This is a genomic window from Chryseobacterium sp. MEBOG07 (assembly GCF_021869745.1).
Lineage (GTDB): Bacteria > Bacteroidota > Bacteroidia > Flavobacteriales > Weeksellaceae > Chryseobacterium > Chryseobacterium viscerum.
The window spans coordinates 3,090,913-3,106,979 of record NZ_CP084579.1 but is presented as its reverse complement, the minus strand read 5'-3'; the positions used below and the strand labels follow the sequence as shown (position 1 = coordinate 3,106,979).

Sequence of the window (16,067 nt, the reverse complement as noted above, 5' to 3'; positions counted from 1 at the left end):
CAAAAAATGCCCAATGACCATAAAAGTCACCGGGCATCAACCAAATTGATAATATATGAAAAGTTACTTATTAAAGTAAACGAAACATCATATTGTTTTCAGGTACAACTCCTGTAATTCCTGTGCTGTAAAGGCTTTGGAAGGTAGGTTCTGTACAAGCTCTCCCTGCTTCATGATCCCGATATTGGTGGCAACACTTACCGCATTGAAAATATCGTGGGTAGCCATTAAAACAGTTCTGCCTTCTTTGCCCAGCTGACGCACAATTTCTGTAAATTCTGCTGTAGCGATGGGATCTAATCCACTGGTGGGCTCATCAAGAAGAAGCACTTTTGCGTCTTTGGCGAGGGCAATGGCAATTCCTACTTTTTGGCGCATTCCTTTGGAATATCCACCCAATGCTTTTTGATGAGCGGCTTCCTGCAGGCCGGTACGCTGAAGTAATGCAGATAATTCTTCTTTCTCATAATTAAATCCCGCAATTTTGGAGAAAAAATCGAGATTTTCAATTCCTGTAAGATGAGGATATAAAAGAACCGTTTCAGGGATATAAGCTAAATGCTTTTTAATCTTTTGAGGCTCATTTTGTACAGAAATATCATTGATGAAAGCATCCCCGGACGTCGCTTTAATAAGCCCCAGAAGAATATTGATCGTTGTACTTTTACCCGCACCATTTTGTCCGAGAAGAGCAAATATTTCTCCTTTCTTTACTTCCAGATTAAGAGCGTGAAGGGCGGTGAAATCGTTGTATTTTTTATGTAAGTTGATTGTTTTTAGCATAGTTTTCTGTATTTGTTTTGTGAAAGGATAAGGAATAGAGCAATAAAGATGAGGTAGGGCAGCAATATCTGAAGGAACTTTACCTGTTCAGAAGAACTGAAAAATTTTATAGTTTGCTGTGGCCAGTCTATAGATTCGGCATTCTTTCCCGAGAAAATAAGAGGATAGAAGAATAGTCGTTTTTCTTCATGAAACTTCTTGAGCGAAGAAGCATACTGCAAATGATTTTTCATGTCAGTTTTTGCCAGATGACTTTCTACGAGCTGGGTATGGAGATTAGGAAGGAGATAGCCCAAATAGAGGGCTGCCTGGTTTCTTTTCTGCATTTTTTCAGTATACTGCTCAGATGATTTCGAAGATTCAAGATCTCCCATATGCTGCATGGCATAATACCAAGTCCAGGTGAATGTATCATTTTCCTCCACCGTGAAATTTCTGTATTGGGGATATACTTTGTAAAACTTTTCCATCGTAGGACGTTTAGCCTCATCCCATTTGTTGTGATAGCCTTCTCTTTGTTCCATGACCGCTTTAAGGGATTCGTGAACAGGATAGATCTTTTGAATCAGGATATTACTGCTCATCGGAATAATAAAATTGATGCTCACCCATACAATAAGAAGGACCAATGCATTCTGAGCCGAAGATTTCCGGAAAGAAATAATCCATCTGCACAAAGCAAACCAAAACAATATATAAAGCCATCCGCTGATACCAAAAACAATATAATATAAGTCTAAAGGTATTTTTATCCAAATCAAAGCAATAATCATTAATACCAGATACACAGCCGTTATGGCCAATAAACGAATGAGCATCTTATGATCCAGCATCTTTTTTAGATTACTGCTTTGAACTGAGAGGAGTTTCCATGTTCCCCTTTCTTCTTCCTCAGAAATCAGATTATAGCAGAATGCTACAATGATCAATGGGAAAAGGAAAACAAGAACAAAACTGAAATCAAAGTTTCCGACAGCTGCATTGGCAGGATTATAAAAATCAGAATTGTAGCGCTGTTCTTCCAGATTCCGGATGGTTACTCCCTGGATAGATGGGTTCAAATCACGCATACCGATATTTAAGGCAGCCAGTTTGGGAGTTTCATTCACCAGATTGAATTTGATATAATAAAGAACCAAGCCAAGATCATCTTTATGAAACTTTGTATTCCTTTCAATACTTTCTTTCTGATATGCTCCGCTTTTGGAGATAATATCTTCGTTTCGGTCCAGAAATTTTTTCCCTGTATAAATGGCCATAAGCCCAGCCATGAACAAAAATAACAATGCAATGATATACGCTTTGTTACGGTAAAATTGGATATATAAATAACGATTCATTTAAATTAATTTTAATTTTCTTCCACTTAATTCGATCGCAATAATGCTTAGAGCCAGCCAGAAGACTAAAGCTACAGCGGGTATCAACTGTTCTTTCAGACTGTAGAAAACAGAGGTGTATTGGTAGTTAAAATCCGGAAATTTCTTCCAGTTGTCTTTATCAATAATGGCAGGAGGTCCGCCTTTTTCAGGTTTTATATTGCTGATATGCTCAATCTGAAGATCATTTAAATGCTGAGCCATCTGGTAACGGTACTTTTCAGCCTGTTTCTGAAATTGGGTGTAGGAGAAAAAATCGGTGCCTGTTGCAATCATTGAAAAGTTTTTAATAGCAATGGCAGGATTGATCAATCCGGAAATGTCAGTTAGATTTTGTTGTTTATTGTAAACAGACTGCAGTTCTTTTTGATGTCTGATATAAATTTGAGAACTTATTTTTTCTCCTTCTTTCATTACAAATCCGCCATAGTTGAAAGGAAGTTCATTGGTAGTACTTACTTTATAATGAGCCAGTAAAGAATCTTTGATCTTTTTGAAATGAGGATCATCAGGATTGTGGCTGTCTCCCGATTTTAGAATATCCTTTTCCAGGTTGGTTTCAAAAGCAATACGCGAAGGAGCAGGATATAAATTCTGGGCAGCAAACTGAACACCTTTAGGCAGAACAATAATGAAAAGAAGCCAGAATCCGATAAGACTGATCAGCGCTGAAGATGTACTTCTGCTGTTCGCAGAAACCACCACTGTCAAAGTGCTGATAAAGAAGTAATAGATCATATAAGCTGGTAATAAGAACAACAATCGTATCAAAATATCAGCAGTATCTGTTGTTTCTGACATCAACGCTGCCACGAAAACGACAGGAATTACAGGAATCAGGAAACATAATGAAAACAACCAGAGTCCCAGAACTTTCCCCCAGATAATATCCCGGCCTGAAGCGCCCTGCACGCTGATAATTTTTAATGTGGCATTCTCACGTTCCTGTACAATTAATCCAAATCCTAAAAAAAGAATAATCAGAGGAACGATACTCTGTAAAATAAACGCACTGCTGAAAGCCCCGAATCTGACCAAAGTCCCTGAGCTTCCCGCTTCCGAAAGATTGGCTGTATTCTGTTTATGTGCTTCCAGGAATATGACATTTCCAAGATAATCATCCAGCCCGTTATCAAAAATATTCAAAGGATGGCCAATTCTGAAAACGAGATACCCATAATGAGCCATACGGTGTGGATGTTTGTCAGGTCTGTGTTCCCAGCTTTCCCGAACTTCTTTCCGGTATTCTTTTATTTTTGAAAAAGAATCTTCATATTTTGAGAATCCAATGCCGATGCTCAGCATACAGAAGAGGAGTACAGCGACAGTGATGAGCAGGGTCTGTTTTCCTTTAAACAAATCCTGCCAGGTCTTTCTCACAATCAGTTGTAAGTTTGAAATAGCCATAATTTAAAATTTATAAGTAGCAGTTAGTAAATAATTTCTTGGTGTTCCCGGAAATAGCCTTAGGTAATTCTGAGCTCCGATCCAGTAGGTCTTATTGGTGATATTATTAAGGTTAAAGGTCAGCTGAATAGATTTTGCCGGAGTGTAATACAATGCAGCATCTAGTGTAGTATATGCCGGAAGCTCAAAACTTCTCGTAAACCACGGAACTTTTGAACTTTGGTACAGCATACCTACACCTATTCCAAAGTCTTTTATCAAATCAATGGTTGAAAAATTGTAACGCGTCCAGATATTGACAGAGTTTTTAGACGTATTTTCTTTCCTTTTCCCCACAAGATCAGGGTTGGAATCATCCAATACTTTAGCATCAATATAACTGTAACCTCCGTAAATATGCCATTGTGGAAGGATATGTCCGGAAAAATCGGCCTCGAACCCACGGCTTCGGTCGGCACCACGCTGTACAAGTTCATCAGGTTCCGAAGGATTATTGGCATTGATTAAAATATTCCTCTGGTTAATCTCATAAACGGCGAGATTCAATGATATCCTGCCGAAAAGCTGAGCTTTGATTCCCAATTCTTTAAGGTCAGAAGTCAGAGGCTTAAATCTTGCTGCAGAACCTGTAAGACTGGACGTGTTGGGCATTAAAGTTACCGTATTGGATTGCGGCTGATAACCGGTAAGATAAGTTCCGTATATATTGATATTATCCGTTAAGCTGTACGTAATACCGAACCTGTACAGAAGTTTGTTGTTTTGGAAAGAAGATTCATTAGACTCATTAAAATTGGTGGTGTCCTGAAACCATTCCTGACGTATGCCTGATAGTATTTTAAACTTTTTCCAGGTAAAAAGATGCTGAATATAAGCCGCATGAGTTGTTGTAAGAGCAGAAGGCAAAGGAGTGATGACATTAAGCGTATTAAAATCAGTACCCTGATAATTTTCTGCTCCCGGATTCAAATCAAATGGAGTGACATTGGGTTTAGGAATTATGGTTCCATTATAATTGGTAGTTTGATAGTCGGAAGCCTTTGCAGGATTGTACGAAGAAGCTACAGAGCCGTTCTTTAAAAGAAAACCTCTTGCTGCATTCTGCTGGCCTCCTTGACGTTTTTCCCATCTCTGACTGTCATAGCCTATTAAAGCCTGATGCTGAACAGACCCGGTTTTAAAATTGAAATTAAAATAAGCATTAATATTATCGGTTGCCCAATTTTGTTTTCTTTGAACAAACTGCATCATTGCAAGACTGGAAACGGGTTTATTATCTATATCAGGAACAAAAGAATTGGTTGTTCTGTGTTCCTGAAGATTTTCTCTCCAGTATTGCTTCATATAAGATGCATTGAAGCTGATATTTTTATTAAAATGATGCGCCAAACTTCCCATTAAAATAAGTTCCCTGGTTTTAAAAAAATCATTGGGAGAACCAAGATTTAATGTTCTGGGAGTACTGTTCAGATCTGTTTTCCCTGCAACAGCCCCGAAAATAGGCTGTCCCCGGTCCAGAGTTCCATAAAGATCATTGAAAATCATTTCTACATTGACAGATGTTTTTTCGTTGGGAACAAAGGTGAGGGAAGGAGAGATTAAAATACCGCTGTTTTTGACATGATCCCTGAAAGAATGAGCATTCTGATACGCTCCGTTAAAACGGTACAGTAGGGTTTTACTCTTGTTTAAAGGACCTGTAAGATCTGTTGTGACACGGTATGTATCAAAGTTGCCCCCGGATAAACTGATCTCATGACGGGGAGTTGATAATGGCTTTTTGGTCACCATATTAATTGTACCTCCAGGATCAACACTGGACATGGTAATACTTGCCGGACCTTTGAAAACTTCTACACGCTCTATATTGGAGGTCATAGGCTGTAAAAAATAATACTGTCGTGTCCGCATTCCATTGATAATCTGCCCTTCTTCATTCTGGCTGATTCCCCGGATATTGTATTGATTGTAATAACTGGAAGGAGAAACTCCGTTTACATTTTTCATGACATCACCCAGCTGAAAGGCCTGGCGGTCGGTAATCAGTTCTTTGGTAACCGTATTAAGCGTTAAGGGAAGATCTTTATTTTTCATCGCAATCTTAGTAGCGGCAAAAGAATAATCGGAGGTATAATCTTTAGACTTTCTTCCAATTATTTCAACGGTTTGTACTACTGTAGATAAAGAATCTGCAGGGCGGGATTGAGCATAAAAAAATGAGGATGCTGTAATGAAACTTAGACTGAAAAGCTTCACGGGATTAGAAGGAATACAATGAATTATTCCCGAATAATAAAAATTATTGGTAATCATGAATAGAATTGATGGACATACAATATGCCCCATTAATAAAAGGATAGTTTCAGCGGTATGAAGACCTAAGTATCCACGGAATAACAGTACAGACTATAGAATCTGTATGGAGAAATAAAGGCAGCGTAAATTAAGCTACCGTGAAAAATGCTGCGGGTGGAGCTCTGGAGCTGAAAAAGTCGAGAAGACAACGGTATGAAATAGCTTTTGGCTGTGGTATTTCGTTGTCATTTGTAGTATTGATTGCAAAATCCATGTCCAAAGGTTCAGGAAGAAGGATATTGTTCATGTGCATATGAAGCGCACACTGACATTCGTCATCCTGGGAAAAAGTAGGAATTTTCTCTTCTTTGGACCCTTTTTTATATGTCACTTTACTTTTGGAGTGGTGCGCATGATCTAGGCATGTGCTTACACCGCTGACGTTAGAAACGAATATCAGAAGTAAGGAGAAAACAAAAAAGACTCTGAGAAATTTTTGCATAATAGAAAACAAAAGTACAATTTAATTTGATAAAAATTGAATAATGAATAAAAAGTAACACATGTTTTTCAGTTTTACGCCAAGTAAAAGGGCTGAACGTTCTTATTAATCAGTAAGAAATAATAAAGCTTTAAGAATATTAAGAGACAGTTACGCTTAAAAAAGTTCAGATTCCGGAGAGAATGGACAATTATATTTGAGAAAAGTTACTGAATTTAAGAACTCAATTACAATTTTATATAGCGGTATGATTCAGATCATACTTCGCAGCCCAGGCGCTTGCTATATTTGAACCATAGAAAATTTCATATTTCTAACAAATTACAGTATAACCTTCTGATGATTCAGGAGGTTTTTTTATGGAAAACTTTAAACAAATCAAATTATTTTTTCACTAAAGTTGAGGGATCCCAACATTGGCTTTTTTCTGTTTAATAAACTGAAAAACAGATCCCATTATATTGCTGTAGCTTTTTTATGCAAGTTTATTTTTAAATTCATAAAACAATTCAGGGTTAATAAGTTTGAAATTTTTCTTCAGATCGCTTTGTTCATAGTCTGAAGCAACAATCACAAAATCATCGGTTTTGTTAAGTTCAAATTCAGAAATATTATCTTTTAAATTTTTACAGCATTCTATAATCATTTTTATCGTATTATTTTCTTTATTATTTAAAGAGGTTTCTTGATTATATAAATTAAACAGATTTTGAGTTTCTTCGTTCAATTCAATTTCGAGGTAATGAGAATAATCTATGGGGTTCCAAATTATCCATTTTGCTTCTTTCCCTTTTTCATTTTGCCATTCTTTGCGCTCTGCCTCTGTTCCAAATCCAATTGAAGGTGGGAGCATATTCTCATGATAGTAATAAACATAAATGCAATAAATTTTTTCCCGAATGCTATAATTTAAAATGTGCTGTTTTAGAATTTCAAGAAGTTTTTCTGATACAAGCTCGGTTAGTTTTTTGTAGCTAATTTTCTTGCTAGGCTTATCATACCAATAGTGGTCTTTTTCTTTAATAGATTGAAGTAATTCCATTTCGTCATAATGATAGTCAAATATTCTGTCCGGAACTTCTATATTTTGATAAATACGTTGCATTGTCTTAGTTGACAGTTTTCCCTTATTGTAAGTGTAAACATATTTAATCCAACCGTCTTTAAAAACAGCATAACTAATAGTTAATATTGAATTCTCATAAATGAAAAGTTCCATATTGTCTATTTCTTTTTCTATACTATAATCAAATCGGTAGCTTTCTATCCTATCTTTCCCCCTTATATAAAAAATTTCGTAAAATAAGTCTTTTAGACCAGTAAATTGTCTTTCAACAATTATTTCATTATTGTCATCAATACCATATTGATATTGATTTTCTTTTTTTACAGGTTCACCCTTATGAAGTCTGCCTTTGGGAAAGCGGTTTTCCTCAAAATAAAAAGGCTCAAGATTAGAAATGCTGTCAGTTGCCCAAAACCATCTAATTACTTTTTGTTCTGTTTCTGTTTTTATCGTTTTATAATTCTTTTGAGCTTTGCAGAATTTTTCTTGAAGTTGTTCTATATTCTTCATCAGTTTTTAGTTTGTGCGATCTGTTTAGAAAGTTTACAACTAACGGCTTGCTGCTTTTGATAGACGGGATTTCGAAGCCGTAACGTTCTACTAAAGTAAAGATTTCTGGCGAAATACAAAACCCTGACCTGGTTGTAGCTCATTTGGTGCAAATTTTTTATATTTTTATAAAGATTACCAAAAAATTGTATATTTGCCCAGCAAAAAAAAAGAAAATGATATTATCTAACTTAAAAAAAGGAAAGAAACAGTACTTACGTCCAGCGTCGTGAGTCATTTTCCTATTGGTTAGAAATTAAATACATCAGGAGCTTGTCATCACGACAGGCTCTTTTTTTTGGAAAAAAATTAACAATTTAATCTATTATGAAAGTATTGAAATTTGGCGGGACATCGGTAGGAAGTCCGGAGCGTATCGAAGAGTTATTACCCATTATCAGATCTCAGTCATCAGATAAACACTTGGTTGTTTTATCAGCTGTTTCTGGCACTACAAATGATTTGGTGAAATTATCAGAGCTATATGAAAGCAAGGATATTGAAGCAGCGTACAAACATATCGATTTACTATTTCAGAAATATAAAAAATTTGTAAATGAATTATTTAAAACAGAAAAAGGGATCTTGGAAGCTTCAGCTTTTATTGATAAAATTTTTGATTTGTTTTATCAGTTTAAACATAAAAATTTTAGTGCCAGTGCAGAACGTATTATACTTGCGCAAGGTGAGATTATTTCAACGACACTTTTTCATTTGCACTTAAAGGAAAAAGAAGTCTCCTCTGTACTATTATCGGCATTAGATTTTATGCTGATTGATGAAGATAAGGAACCCAATATTGAGGAAATAAGAAAACAAGCAAGTCTTGAATTTGAAAAATACCACGAAGAAACCTTATTTATTACTCAAGGGTATATATGCAGAAATGCTCAGGGTGAAATTGATAATCTGCAAAGGGGAGGGTCTGATTACACAGCTTCATTACTAGGAGCAGCATTGCAGGCAGAAGAAATCCAAATATGGACAGATATCGATGGTTTCCACAATAATGATCCGAGATATGTCCAGAATACAAAGTCTATAGCCAGACTGAGCTTTGATGAAGCAGCAGAACTATCGTATTTTGGAGCCAAAATCCTTCATCCTCAAAGTGTTTTCCCTGCAAGAAAATATAATGTTCCTGTAAGATTATTAGATACAATGAATCCATCTGCTGCCGGAACATTGATCTCGGGAGAATCAACCAATCAAAATCAGATTGTGGCAATTGCCGCTAAGGATGGGATCACAGCAATCCGTATTCAATCTTCCCGTATGCTGATGGCGTATGGCTTTTTGAGAAAGGTTTTTGAAGTTTTTGAAAAGTACAAAACGCCTATAGATATGATTACTACTTCTGAAGTAGCTGTTTCGCTTACCATTGACCAAACAGATAAACTTTCTGAAATTGTAAAAGAATTGAACTCTTTTTCAGCAGTTGAAATTGACAGTGAGCAGTCGATCATGTGCATTGTCGGAGACTTCAGAAAAAATAATCATGGATATGCAACCATTGTCTCTGAAGCAGTAAAGCATATTCCAATACGAATGATTTCCTATGGAGGAAGTGAAAATAATATTTCATTATTAGTTCCATCTGTTTTCAAGATAGAAGCCTTAAGGTCATTGCATAACAGATTGTTTTAGAAAATAAATAGGTGATGAAGAAAAAAAATAATATAAAGTTTGATTCGAATGTAGCACTATTAAAATATACCACAAAAATAGAGATCTCTTTAAACGGTGATGTATATGGCATGGGCATTGTTAATGTTAAAGCAGGTTTTTAAGAGAAAACTTATTTAACACCATCACTTTTATATAAAATTTATTTATCACTTTCCTCCTTCGGGAGGTTTTTTTATGCAGTAAGGATAACCAAAGACAAATGGGACCTTTGGCTACCATTATTGTAAGAAGGCTATCTAGACGAACCAAATATCTTTTTCCATTTTGCTATAGTGTTTCTGCTCATTTTTATATTATTTGCCACTTCTGAATTATTAAGTTTGTTTTTCTTTTGATATTCTAAAATTTCAGCAATAGCTTCTTTATCGTATGAACGATGGACTTGGTTAAATACTTGAGTTTCTCTATTCTCTATTCCAAATATTTTTTCGTTAAGAAGGAGAATGTCTAAACTTGATAATTTTTTTTTGTTAAGTAAAATTTGGCATTCTTTTTCTTTTTCAGGATATTTAATCTGAATCATGTCTTTAAAAATTCGTATATAATCCGGAGATTTTAAATCTTCATCTTTTGAATAATCTATCATTATTTTAGTCTTTTAAATTATTATTCGATATTTGGTATTTAGCAAACCACTTATAAAGGGTTGTTTTGGGAATTTTATATTCTCTAATAATTTCAGCCTTCGTTTTCTTTTTTGTTTCAATCATTTCTATGATAAAATCAATCATTTCTTTAGTGTAGATATTTTTTCTAAACTGTGGTAAACTTGTTTTTTCTATTTTATAGTTTGTAGATTTATGAGATGCTGGTGGAGAATACAAAATTAAATGTTGAGAATATAATCTGAAAAAATCATATTCTAGAAGTTTACTCCATTTTAATAGGTGAGTAGAATATAAAGATTCACTATTGTACATTTCATCAATAAATTGTTCTTCACAGTTGAAGAATTTACAAATTCTTGAAATACTAATATCACATTCTGCAACTCTTTTTTTGATAATTGTTCCGATGTGTATAATTTTAAAATTTTGCATAGAGAAATCTTATTTTAATTATTTTTTAAGCTATCCATTTTTCATATTCTTGCTTAAAATATTCACTCTATTATTGAAATAGAGTGAACCAAGCAGAAGTAATAATTTAGATTAACAACTCAAATTAATTTTTTTGTTCAATTATTTTATATTCTACTTTAATATGCTAATCCTAGGCGATGTGCTTTTTAGTTAAGGTTTATAATTTAAGGGAAATAGTAACGCCCTCCACCTAGCTCAGGGTAATATATTAATTGTATTCCTGTGTCTATGAAGAGAATAGTTACTAATATTTTACAATAAACGATGAATAATATGTGCTAATACACGGAAGAAATTTTTATAAATATTTATTGAGGCTCAGTGTAATTGATAATTACAGAATTAATCAATGTTCTGTTGTAGTTAATAGCTTCAACATTCAAAGTATTAACAGCAGGATCAATATATCTTGATAAGAATATAACTTTTTGACCCGCCGTTAAAAGAAGAGTTCCTGATGCATTTATGATAGCAGGAGTAGAAGAATCTACTGATATGTTAGGTTGTGCTAGAAATGCAAAAGAGGCGTTCCCATTATATACAAAGCTACCAGAATAAGGTTTTGATACACCCACTCTTAGAACTCCATTAAAAGCGCCTCTTACAACAAAATTAATATTAAATGAGAAATATCCGGTTTTTAGTATTTTTAATTCATTGGTAGCTGTATCGTAGTTGGCATAGCTGGAAGTTTGTCGTACATCATCATATTTAATAAATCTGATTGTACTACCTACATCAGCACCTAAAAAAGTGGTATCATTTCCGGTACTTTTGAATCCTATGATGTTCGATACAGTTGAAACTCCTGGAATACCAGTCGTTTCATCTAATAATTTTTGCCATAGCCCCGTTGTTGTATTAAACTTATAAATATTATCCTCTACAACATTATTGGGAGAAGTGCCTGCATTGGCAGTATTATAAATTAATAAAGAATGAGCAGGATTAGGAATGGTTGTAACATCTGTTTTCCCTGTAAGGGCTACTCTGGGGATAAGAATACCTTTGTTTGTAGATTTAATGTCTAGTATAGACGAAGGGTCAGGAGTAATTGTATTAATTCCAACTTGCGAGAATGCAACAGCAGATGCCATTACCAAGGGTAATAAAAATAATTTTTTCATTCTTGTTTGTATTAAGCTTATGTGTTAAATTTTAACAATGTTCAATTTTCAATGTTCATTGTTCAATGTTCAATGTTCAATGTTACTGAGAAAAGCAGATCTTGTGCAATAAAACAGATGTTACATAGATGTGACATGTGCTTAATGTTTTGTATTTCAATTAGTTAAAAACATAATAAAGCATTTGTGTATAGTGTGGATACGTTAAGGGTAATGAAACTAAGGAGTTTCTTGCTCAAAAGAAATTTTGATTTTTTGTTATGATGGGGTTCATTTCAATATCAATTTATAGTGCGTTTTTATCATTTTTGATAATTCTTATTTTTGGAAATAAACCAATTGAAAATTTGAATTTCGCTTATCTATATTTTACAATTATTTTAGTCCCAATCCAGCTGGATTGGGAAGTATTATGTCTGCTCTGAATGGTGATGCACAGAATGTGCAGATAACAGTTTAAAGAATACTAAAGTTGTTGTAAATGAAATAAAAACATATCATAAAGGCAGTAAAAATAAACTCATATATATAGTTGTGGTTTTAGGAGAAATAAAAATGGTAGAGCTTTTGGAATAAATAAATTTTTAAGCGTAATGGATACTGAGTTAGGTGTTGAGTCTGGTGAAATTCTTTTGAAAAATAGAAAAATGATCAGAGATGAAGCGATTGTAAAATTAAAAGAGGAACTCGCTCCAATTATTACTAACAACTAAGAATATTACTTCTGTTGATAAGTCCGGCAATAGCAGACTGAAATTTTTCAATTAACACTTATGTTTATTACAATTTTGTGATTTGGTTGAAAATTTTGTATTCGTTATGCCATCATCGCCAAGACCGGAACTTTAGCAATAGACTTAATAAATCTCAAAAAACGTTTTTTTTTGTGTTGCTATTTCAGGATTAGACCTGAATATCAATAAAGACGCAAGTAAATTGATCACTATAGGTTTTTTATCCAGATGTAGATATCTACATCTGAAGGAATATGCAATTTTTTTCTCAATCTTTTTTTTCTGGTCTGTATAGATTCCGGCTGCACAAATGTATAATTGGCAATATCTTTGGTGCCAAAATTGAGAAATAGTAAAGCACAAAATTTTAGTTCCGTATGTAGTAGTTGAGGCTCAATTGCCAGCAACTTTGGGAAAAACGACGGGTATACTTCCTGAAATCTTGTAAGAAATTCAGGACTATTATTTTTGGCTAATTGTACTACTTCATCGAAAGCTAAGTTTAATTTTTGATTTAATTCTTTATTTTCTTCATTTTTCACATTTAAAACAGTGTTTTTATTTCTGATTTTTTTGTTTACAAAATAGGCAATCACAATTGCACTTGTAGTTCCGATAAGTATAATATACAACAGAAGATTGTTTTTATCTTCTAAAAATTTCTGTTCTCCCTCTACAAAAAGCCCGACTGTATCCTTTAGATTGTTGGCTTCTATCATGTCTAAGGTGTCATTAAGAGCTTTGTATTTCAGGGAATATTTTTTCTGGTCATCTACCTGTCCTGTTTTTTCATATACCTCAGAGATTAATCCGTATAATTCTAGTGTTTTTTTTAGGTTCTTTACTTTTGTAGAAAGCTCTATCGCTTTTTCATAATCTACAATGGCAGAATCATATTCTTTTCTCGCCTCATGAATTTCTCCTAAAAGCTTAAATGTTCTGAATTCATTATTACCCAATGTTATAGGTACAGATTGAGCATACTTTACATAAAATTCTGAAGAATCGATTTTATTTTCTTTGAACTTTGCTTCAGCTAAAATTAAGTATGATATTTTTAAACTCGTATTCAGGCCGGGATTCATTATTTTTGGCTTTTTTGCTTCTTTAATAACTCTCTTGGAAAAATAGGTGGCAGAATCATACTCCTTTTTCTCTAGATAATTTTTCGCCATTTCGACCAGAGTATGAATCCTTGTGGAATATCTGGTGGAATCTATCTTTATATTATTGGCCAGAACGATGTTTTTTCTAAGTTTCTTCAATGATTCATCATACATTTTGATTCCTCTATAATTTATACTGTATAACAAATTCAGGGAAATCTCTTCATCATCATCTTTTATATTTTAAACTCAGATTCCATTAATTTTAGATAGTAATTGCTCCTATTATATTTGTATTGCATAGAAAAAGCAAGAGCCAAATTGTAACAGGAATATACCTTTCCTTTCGGATAGTTAATATCCTTCGAGTCTTTTAGTGTGGACAGATTTAATTTAATCATATCATCTGTTTTACCATCAATAAGAAGAGCATTAGACTTTTCGAGCCTCTCATCAATAATGGTTGGCGTCATTTTTTGCTTTCCGAATAGCAATAGGGGAATAAATAAAATAATATATTTCATCAAATAAAAATTTGATGTAAATATAACAAATACAATGATCTAATATAGTATTGTTCTTTCAAAAAAAAGAAAATAATTAATTATATAAGACTGATTACCACATGTTTAGTTCAATGTAATATCTGTGTCATACCTGTTATTTTGCAAGATTACTGTTTATTGCTGTAATATTGCGAGAGAAATATAACCGGATTAAGATGATTTTCGAATCATTAATAATCAAAGTTAAATTTCCCAACACACACAATGAAAAAATTATTATAAGTATTATTATTTGCTTCTTTTGCAACTTATGCCCAGATCGGCATTAATACATCTAATCCTCAAAGTATTTTGATTGTAGATGGAGCCAAAGATAATCCTGCCACAGGAACGCCAACCGATGGAAATGTTTTAATCTCCGATGTGAATGATGTTGCAAAATATTTTAAATTTTAAATATTCAGTTGATAATATTTTAATCTTTACTCTTGCTTAAGATTGAAGTTAAACAAATTAAATATCAACTATAAGAAATAATAAATTTTCTTTCCCCTGCCCTAAAGGCAGGAAAATTTATTAGAACTCAGAAAATTACACAAATGATGAGGTTTAGTATCGTTTTGCAGGGTGAAAGCCCTGTAAAAGGTACTGGATATTTAAAATTATTAAAAAACAATGATAGTAAATATCCCACACAAAACAAAAGCCCCTTTACGGAAAAGCAATGAAACAGCCTCAAATCACATTTCAAGAACAAGAATTAATTTGCAAAATTATTTGTCCATTATTAAAAAGTCTCAAAAAACGATCAAAATAAATTTTATCTTAGTAGCATAAATAGCTTTATGCAATGCATAAATTTGAAAGTTATCTGCAATATCATAAAATCCTTATTTCAAATGAGATTTCCACTATTTTTATTGATGTTATTTTTAATATTTTCTTGCAAAGAAAAACCAGAATTAAAAATGGATATTAAAACTGTTAATATAAATTTAAATCGAAATAATAATCAATATTTAAAAGAATACCATCCTGGAAAAATTGGTCAAGAAGTCGAAATTCAATTTATAAAAAGTAAAAATAATAATAAATTATATGGAATTATGAGTTGCTCATACAATAGCAACTTCATACTTGACAACGAGGATTTTTCGTTTGAAACTTTTAAATGTGATTCTAACTTTCCTGTATATATAGAGTTTGAAAAAATACTTCTGAAAAATATAAATTACTGGTGATAAAAAATCATAATTCAAAAAGTAATTATTTCAAAATTGGATACAAAAAAATTATTTTTCCAAATAAATATTATTCTTTTAAATCTTACTGGGAAAAAGTCGATAACAAAAAATATGAAATTCTATGGAGCGAACCAATAAAATTTGAAAATTAAATAATAAGAGCCTGTTTAAATTTTATTTAGTAATAATTTTATAGCAGATAATTTGACCATGTTTTCAGAGCATTCCATTAGGAGTTCATAATTTCTGCATAATCTTCTATCATTATCAAACCATGAAAAAGTTCGCTCTATAATTCATCGTTTATGAATTGGCTCAAACTCTTTTTCTTTTTTGTCATTCCGCATAACGATTTGAATGATATAATTAAACTTAATTCTTATTTCCTCAATAATCTCTCCTCTATAGCCTCTTTCCGCCAGATTACCTGAAGTGGGATAAGTAAATATCGCAGTGTTTTCATCAGTAATAATGCCGCTTTACTATCATGAACATTGGCTATACTTACTCCCGAAAATCTTGAATTTACAGGAATGGAGTATCAAACTACCAGAGTAAATTCTATATTAGGTAGTATATTTTTTATGACCAGTGGATT

At 33.1% G+C, this 16,067-nt stretch carries 14 protein-coding genes; 3 read left to right on the top strand and 11 right to left on the bottom strand.

The features are described 5' to 3' along the window. Positions 1-87: 87 nt before the first annotated feature. From LF886_RS14355 to LF886_RS14330, 6 genes are all read right to left on the bottom strand, one after another. Positions 88-783, bottom strand: a complete 696-nt coding sequence (locus tag LF886_RS14355; RefSeq protein ID WP_236850179.1) for an ABC transporter ATP-binding protein — start codon at positions 781-783, stop codon at positions 88-90. Beyond that, complete coding sequence (locus LF886_RS14350) at positions 777-2,123, bottom strand: DUF3526 domain-containing protein (RefSeq protein WP_236850178.1); 1,347 nt, start codon at positions 2,121-2,123, stop codon at positions 777-779. Before LF886_RS14350 ends, LF886_RS14355 begins: the two co-directional genes overlap by 7 nt. Continuing rightward, the gene (locus LF886_RS14345) at positions 2,124-3,569 is read right to left on the bottom strand and encodes an ABC transporter permease (protein ID WP_236850177.1); all 1,446 of its coding nucleotides are present in this window, start codon (positions 3,567-3,569) and stop codon (positions 2,124-2,126) included. A 3-nt stretch (positions 3,570-3,572) separates the two neighbouring features. Next, a complete protein-coding gene (locus LF886_RS14340; RefSeq protein WP_236850176.1) occupies positions 3,573-5,882 on the bottom strand; it encodes a TonB-dependent siderophore receptor in 2,310 nt (769 codons plus the stop codon). Positions 5,883-6,012: 130 nt separating this feature from the next. Next, a complete protein-coding gene (locus LF886_RS14335) occupies positions 6,013-6,255 on the bottom strand; it encodes a hypothetical protein (RefSeq protein ID WP_236850175.1) in 243 nt (80 codons plus the stop codon). Between the two features lie 586 nt (positions 6,256-6,841). After that, positions 6,842-7,942 carry a hypothetical protein gene (locus LF886_RS14330; protein ID WP_236850174.1) on the bottom strand — a complete coding sequence of 367 codons (1,101 nt, stop codon included), beginning with the start codon at positions 7,940-7,942 and terminating at the stop codon, positions 6,842-6,844. A gap of 366 nt (positions 7,943-8,308) precedes the next feature. Here LF886_RS14330 and LF886_RS14325 point away from each other — a divergent pair, with 366 nt between their 5' ends. Further along, positions 8,309-9,628 carry an aspartate kinase gene (locus LF886_RS14325; RefSeq protein WP_236850173.1) on the top strand — a complete coding sequence of 440 codons (1,320 nt, stop codon included), beginning with the start codon at positions 8,309-8,311 and terminating at the stop codon, positions 9,626-9,628. A 14-nt stretch (positions 9,629-9,642) separates the two neighbouring features. Further along, positions 9,643-9,771: a hypothetical protein gene (locus tag LF886_RS23940; protein ID WP_262913022.1), complete on the top strand. Its 129-nt coding sequence runs from the start codon at positions 9,643-9,645 to the stop codon at positions 9,769-9,771. A gap of 131 nt (positions 9,772-9,902) precedes the next feature. Here the strand turns inward: LF886_RS23940 and LF886_RS14320 are convergent, their stop codons facing one another. From LF886_RS14320 to LF886_RS14300, 5 genes are all read right to left on the bottom strand, one after another. Then, on the bottom strand, positions 9,903-10,256 hold the full coding sequence (locus LF886_RS14320) for a helix-turn-helix domain-containing protein (RefSeq protein ID WP_236850172.1): 354 nt from the start codon (positions 10,254-10,256) through the stop codon (positions 9,903-9,905). Between the two features lie 4 nt (positions 10,257-10,260). Next, positions 10,261-10,710 carry a transposase gene (locus tag LF886_RS14315; RefSeq protein ID WP_236850171.1) on the bottom strand — a complete coding sequence of 150 codons (450 nt, stop codon included), beginning with the start codon at positions 10,708-10,710 and terminating at the stop codon, positions 10,261-10,263. A 350-nt stretch (positions 10,711-11,060) separates the two neighbouring features. After that, a complete protein-coding gene (locus LF886_RS14310) occupies positions 11,061-11,879 on the bottom strand; it encodes a hypothetical protein (protein WP_236850170.1) in 819 nt (272 codons plus the stop codon). A 943-nt stretch (positions 11,880-12,822) separates the two neighbouring features. Next, the gene (locus LF886_RS14305) at positions 12,823-13,878 is read right to left on the bottom strand and encodes a tetratricopeptide repeat protein (protein WP_236850169.1); all 1,056 of its coding nucleotides are present in this window, start codon (positions 13,876-13,878) and stop codon (positions 12,823-12,825) included. A 77-nt stretch (positions 13,879-13,955) separates the two neighbouring features. Next, positions 13,956-14,192 carry a hypothetical protein gene (locus tag LF886_RS14300; protein WP_236850168.1) on the bottom strand — a complete coding sequence of 79 codons (237 nt, stop codon included), beginning with the start codon at positions 14,190-14,192 and terminating at the stop codon, positions 13,956-13,958. Between the two features lie 932 nt (positions 14,193-15,124). Here LF886_RS14300 and LF886_RS14295 point away from each other — a divergent pair. Further along, on the top strand, positions 15,125-15,466 hold the full coding sequence (locus LF886_RS14295; protein ID WP_236850167.1) for a hypothetical protein: 342 nt from the start codon (positions 15,125-15,127) through the stop codon (positions 15,464-15,466). Positions 15,467-16,067 lie beyond the last annotated feature (601 nt).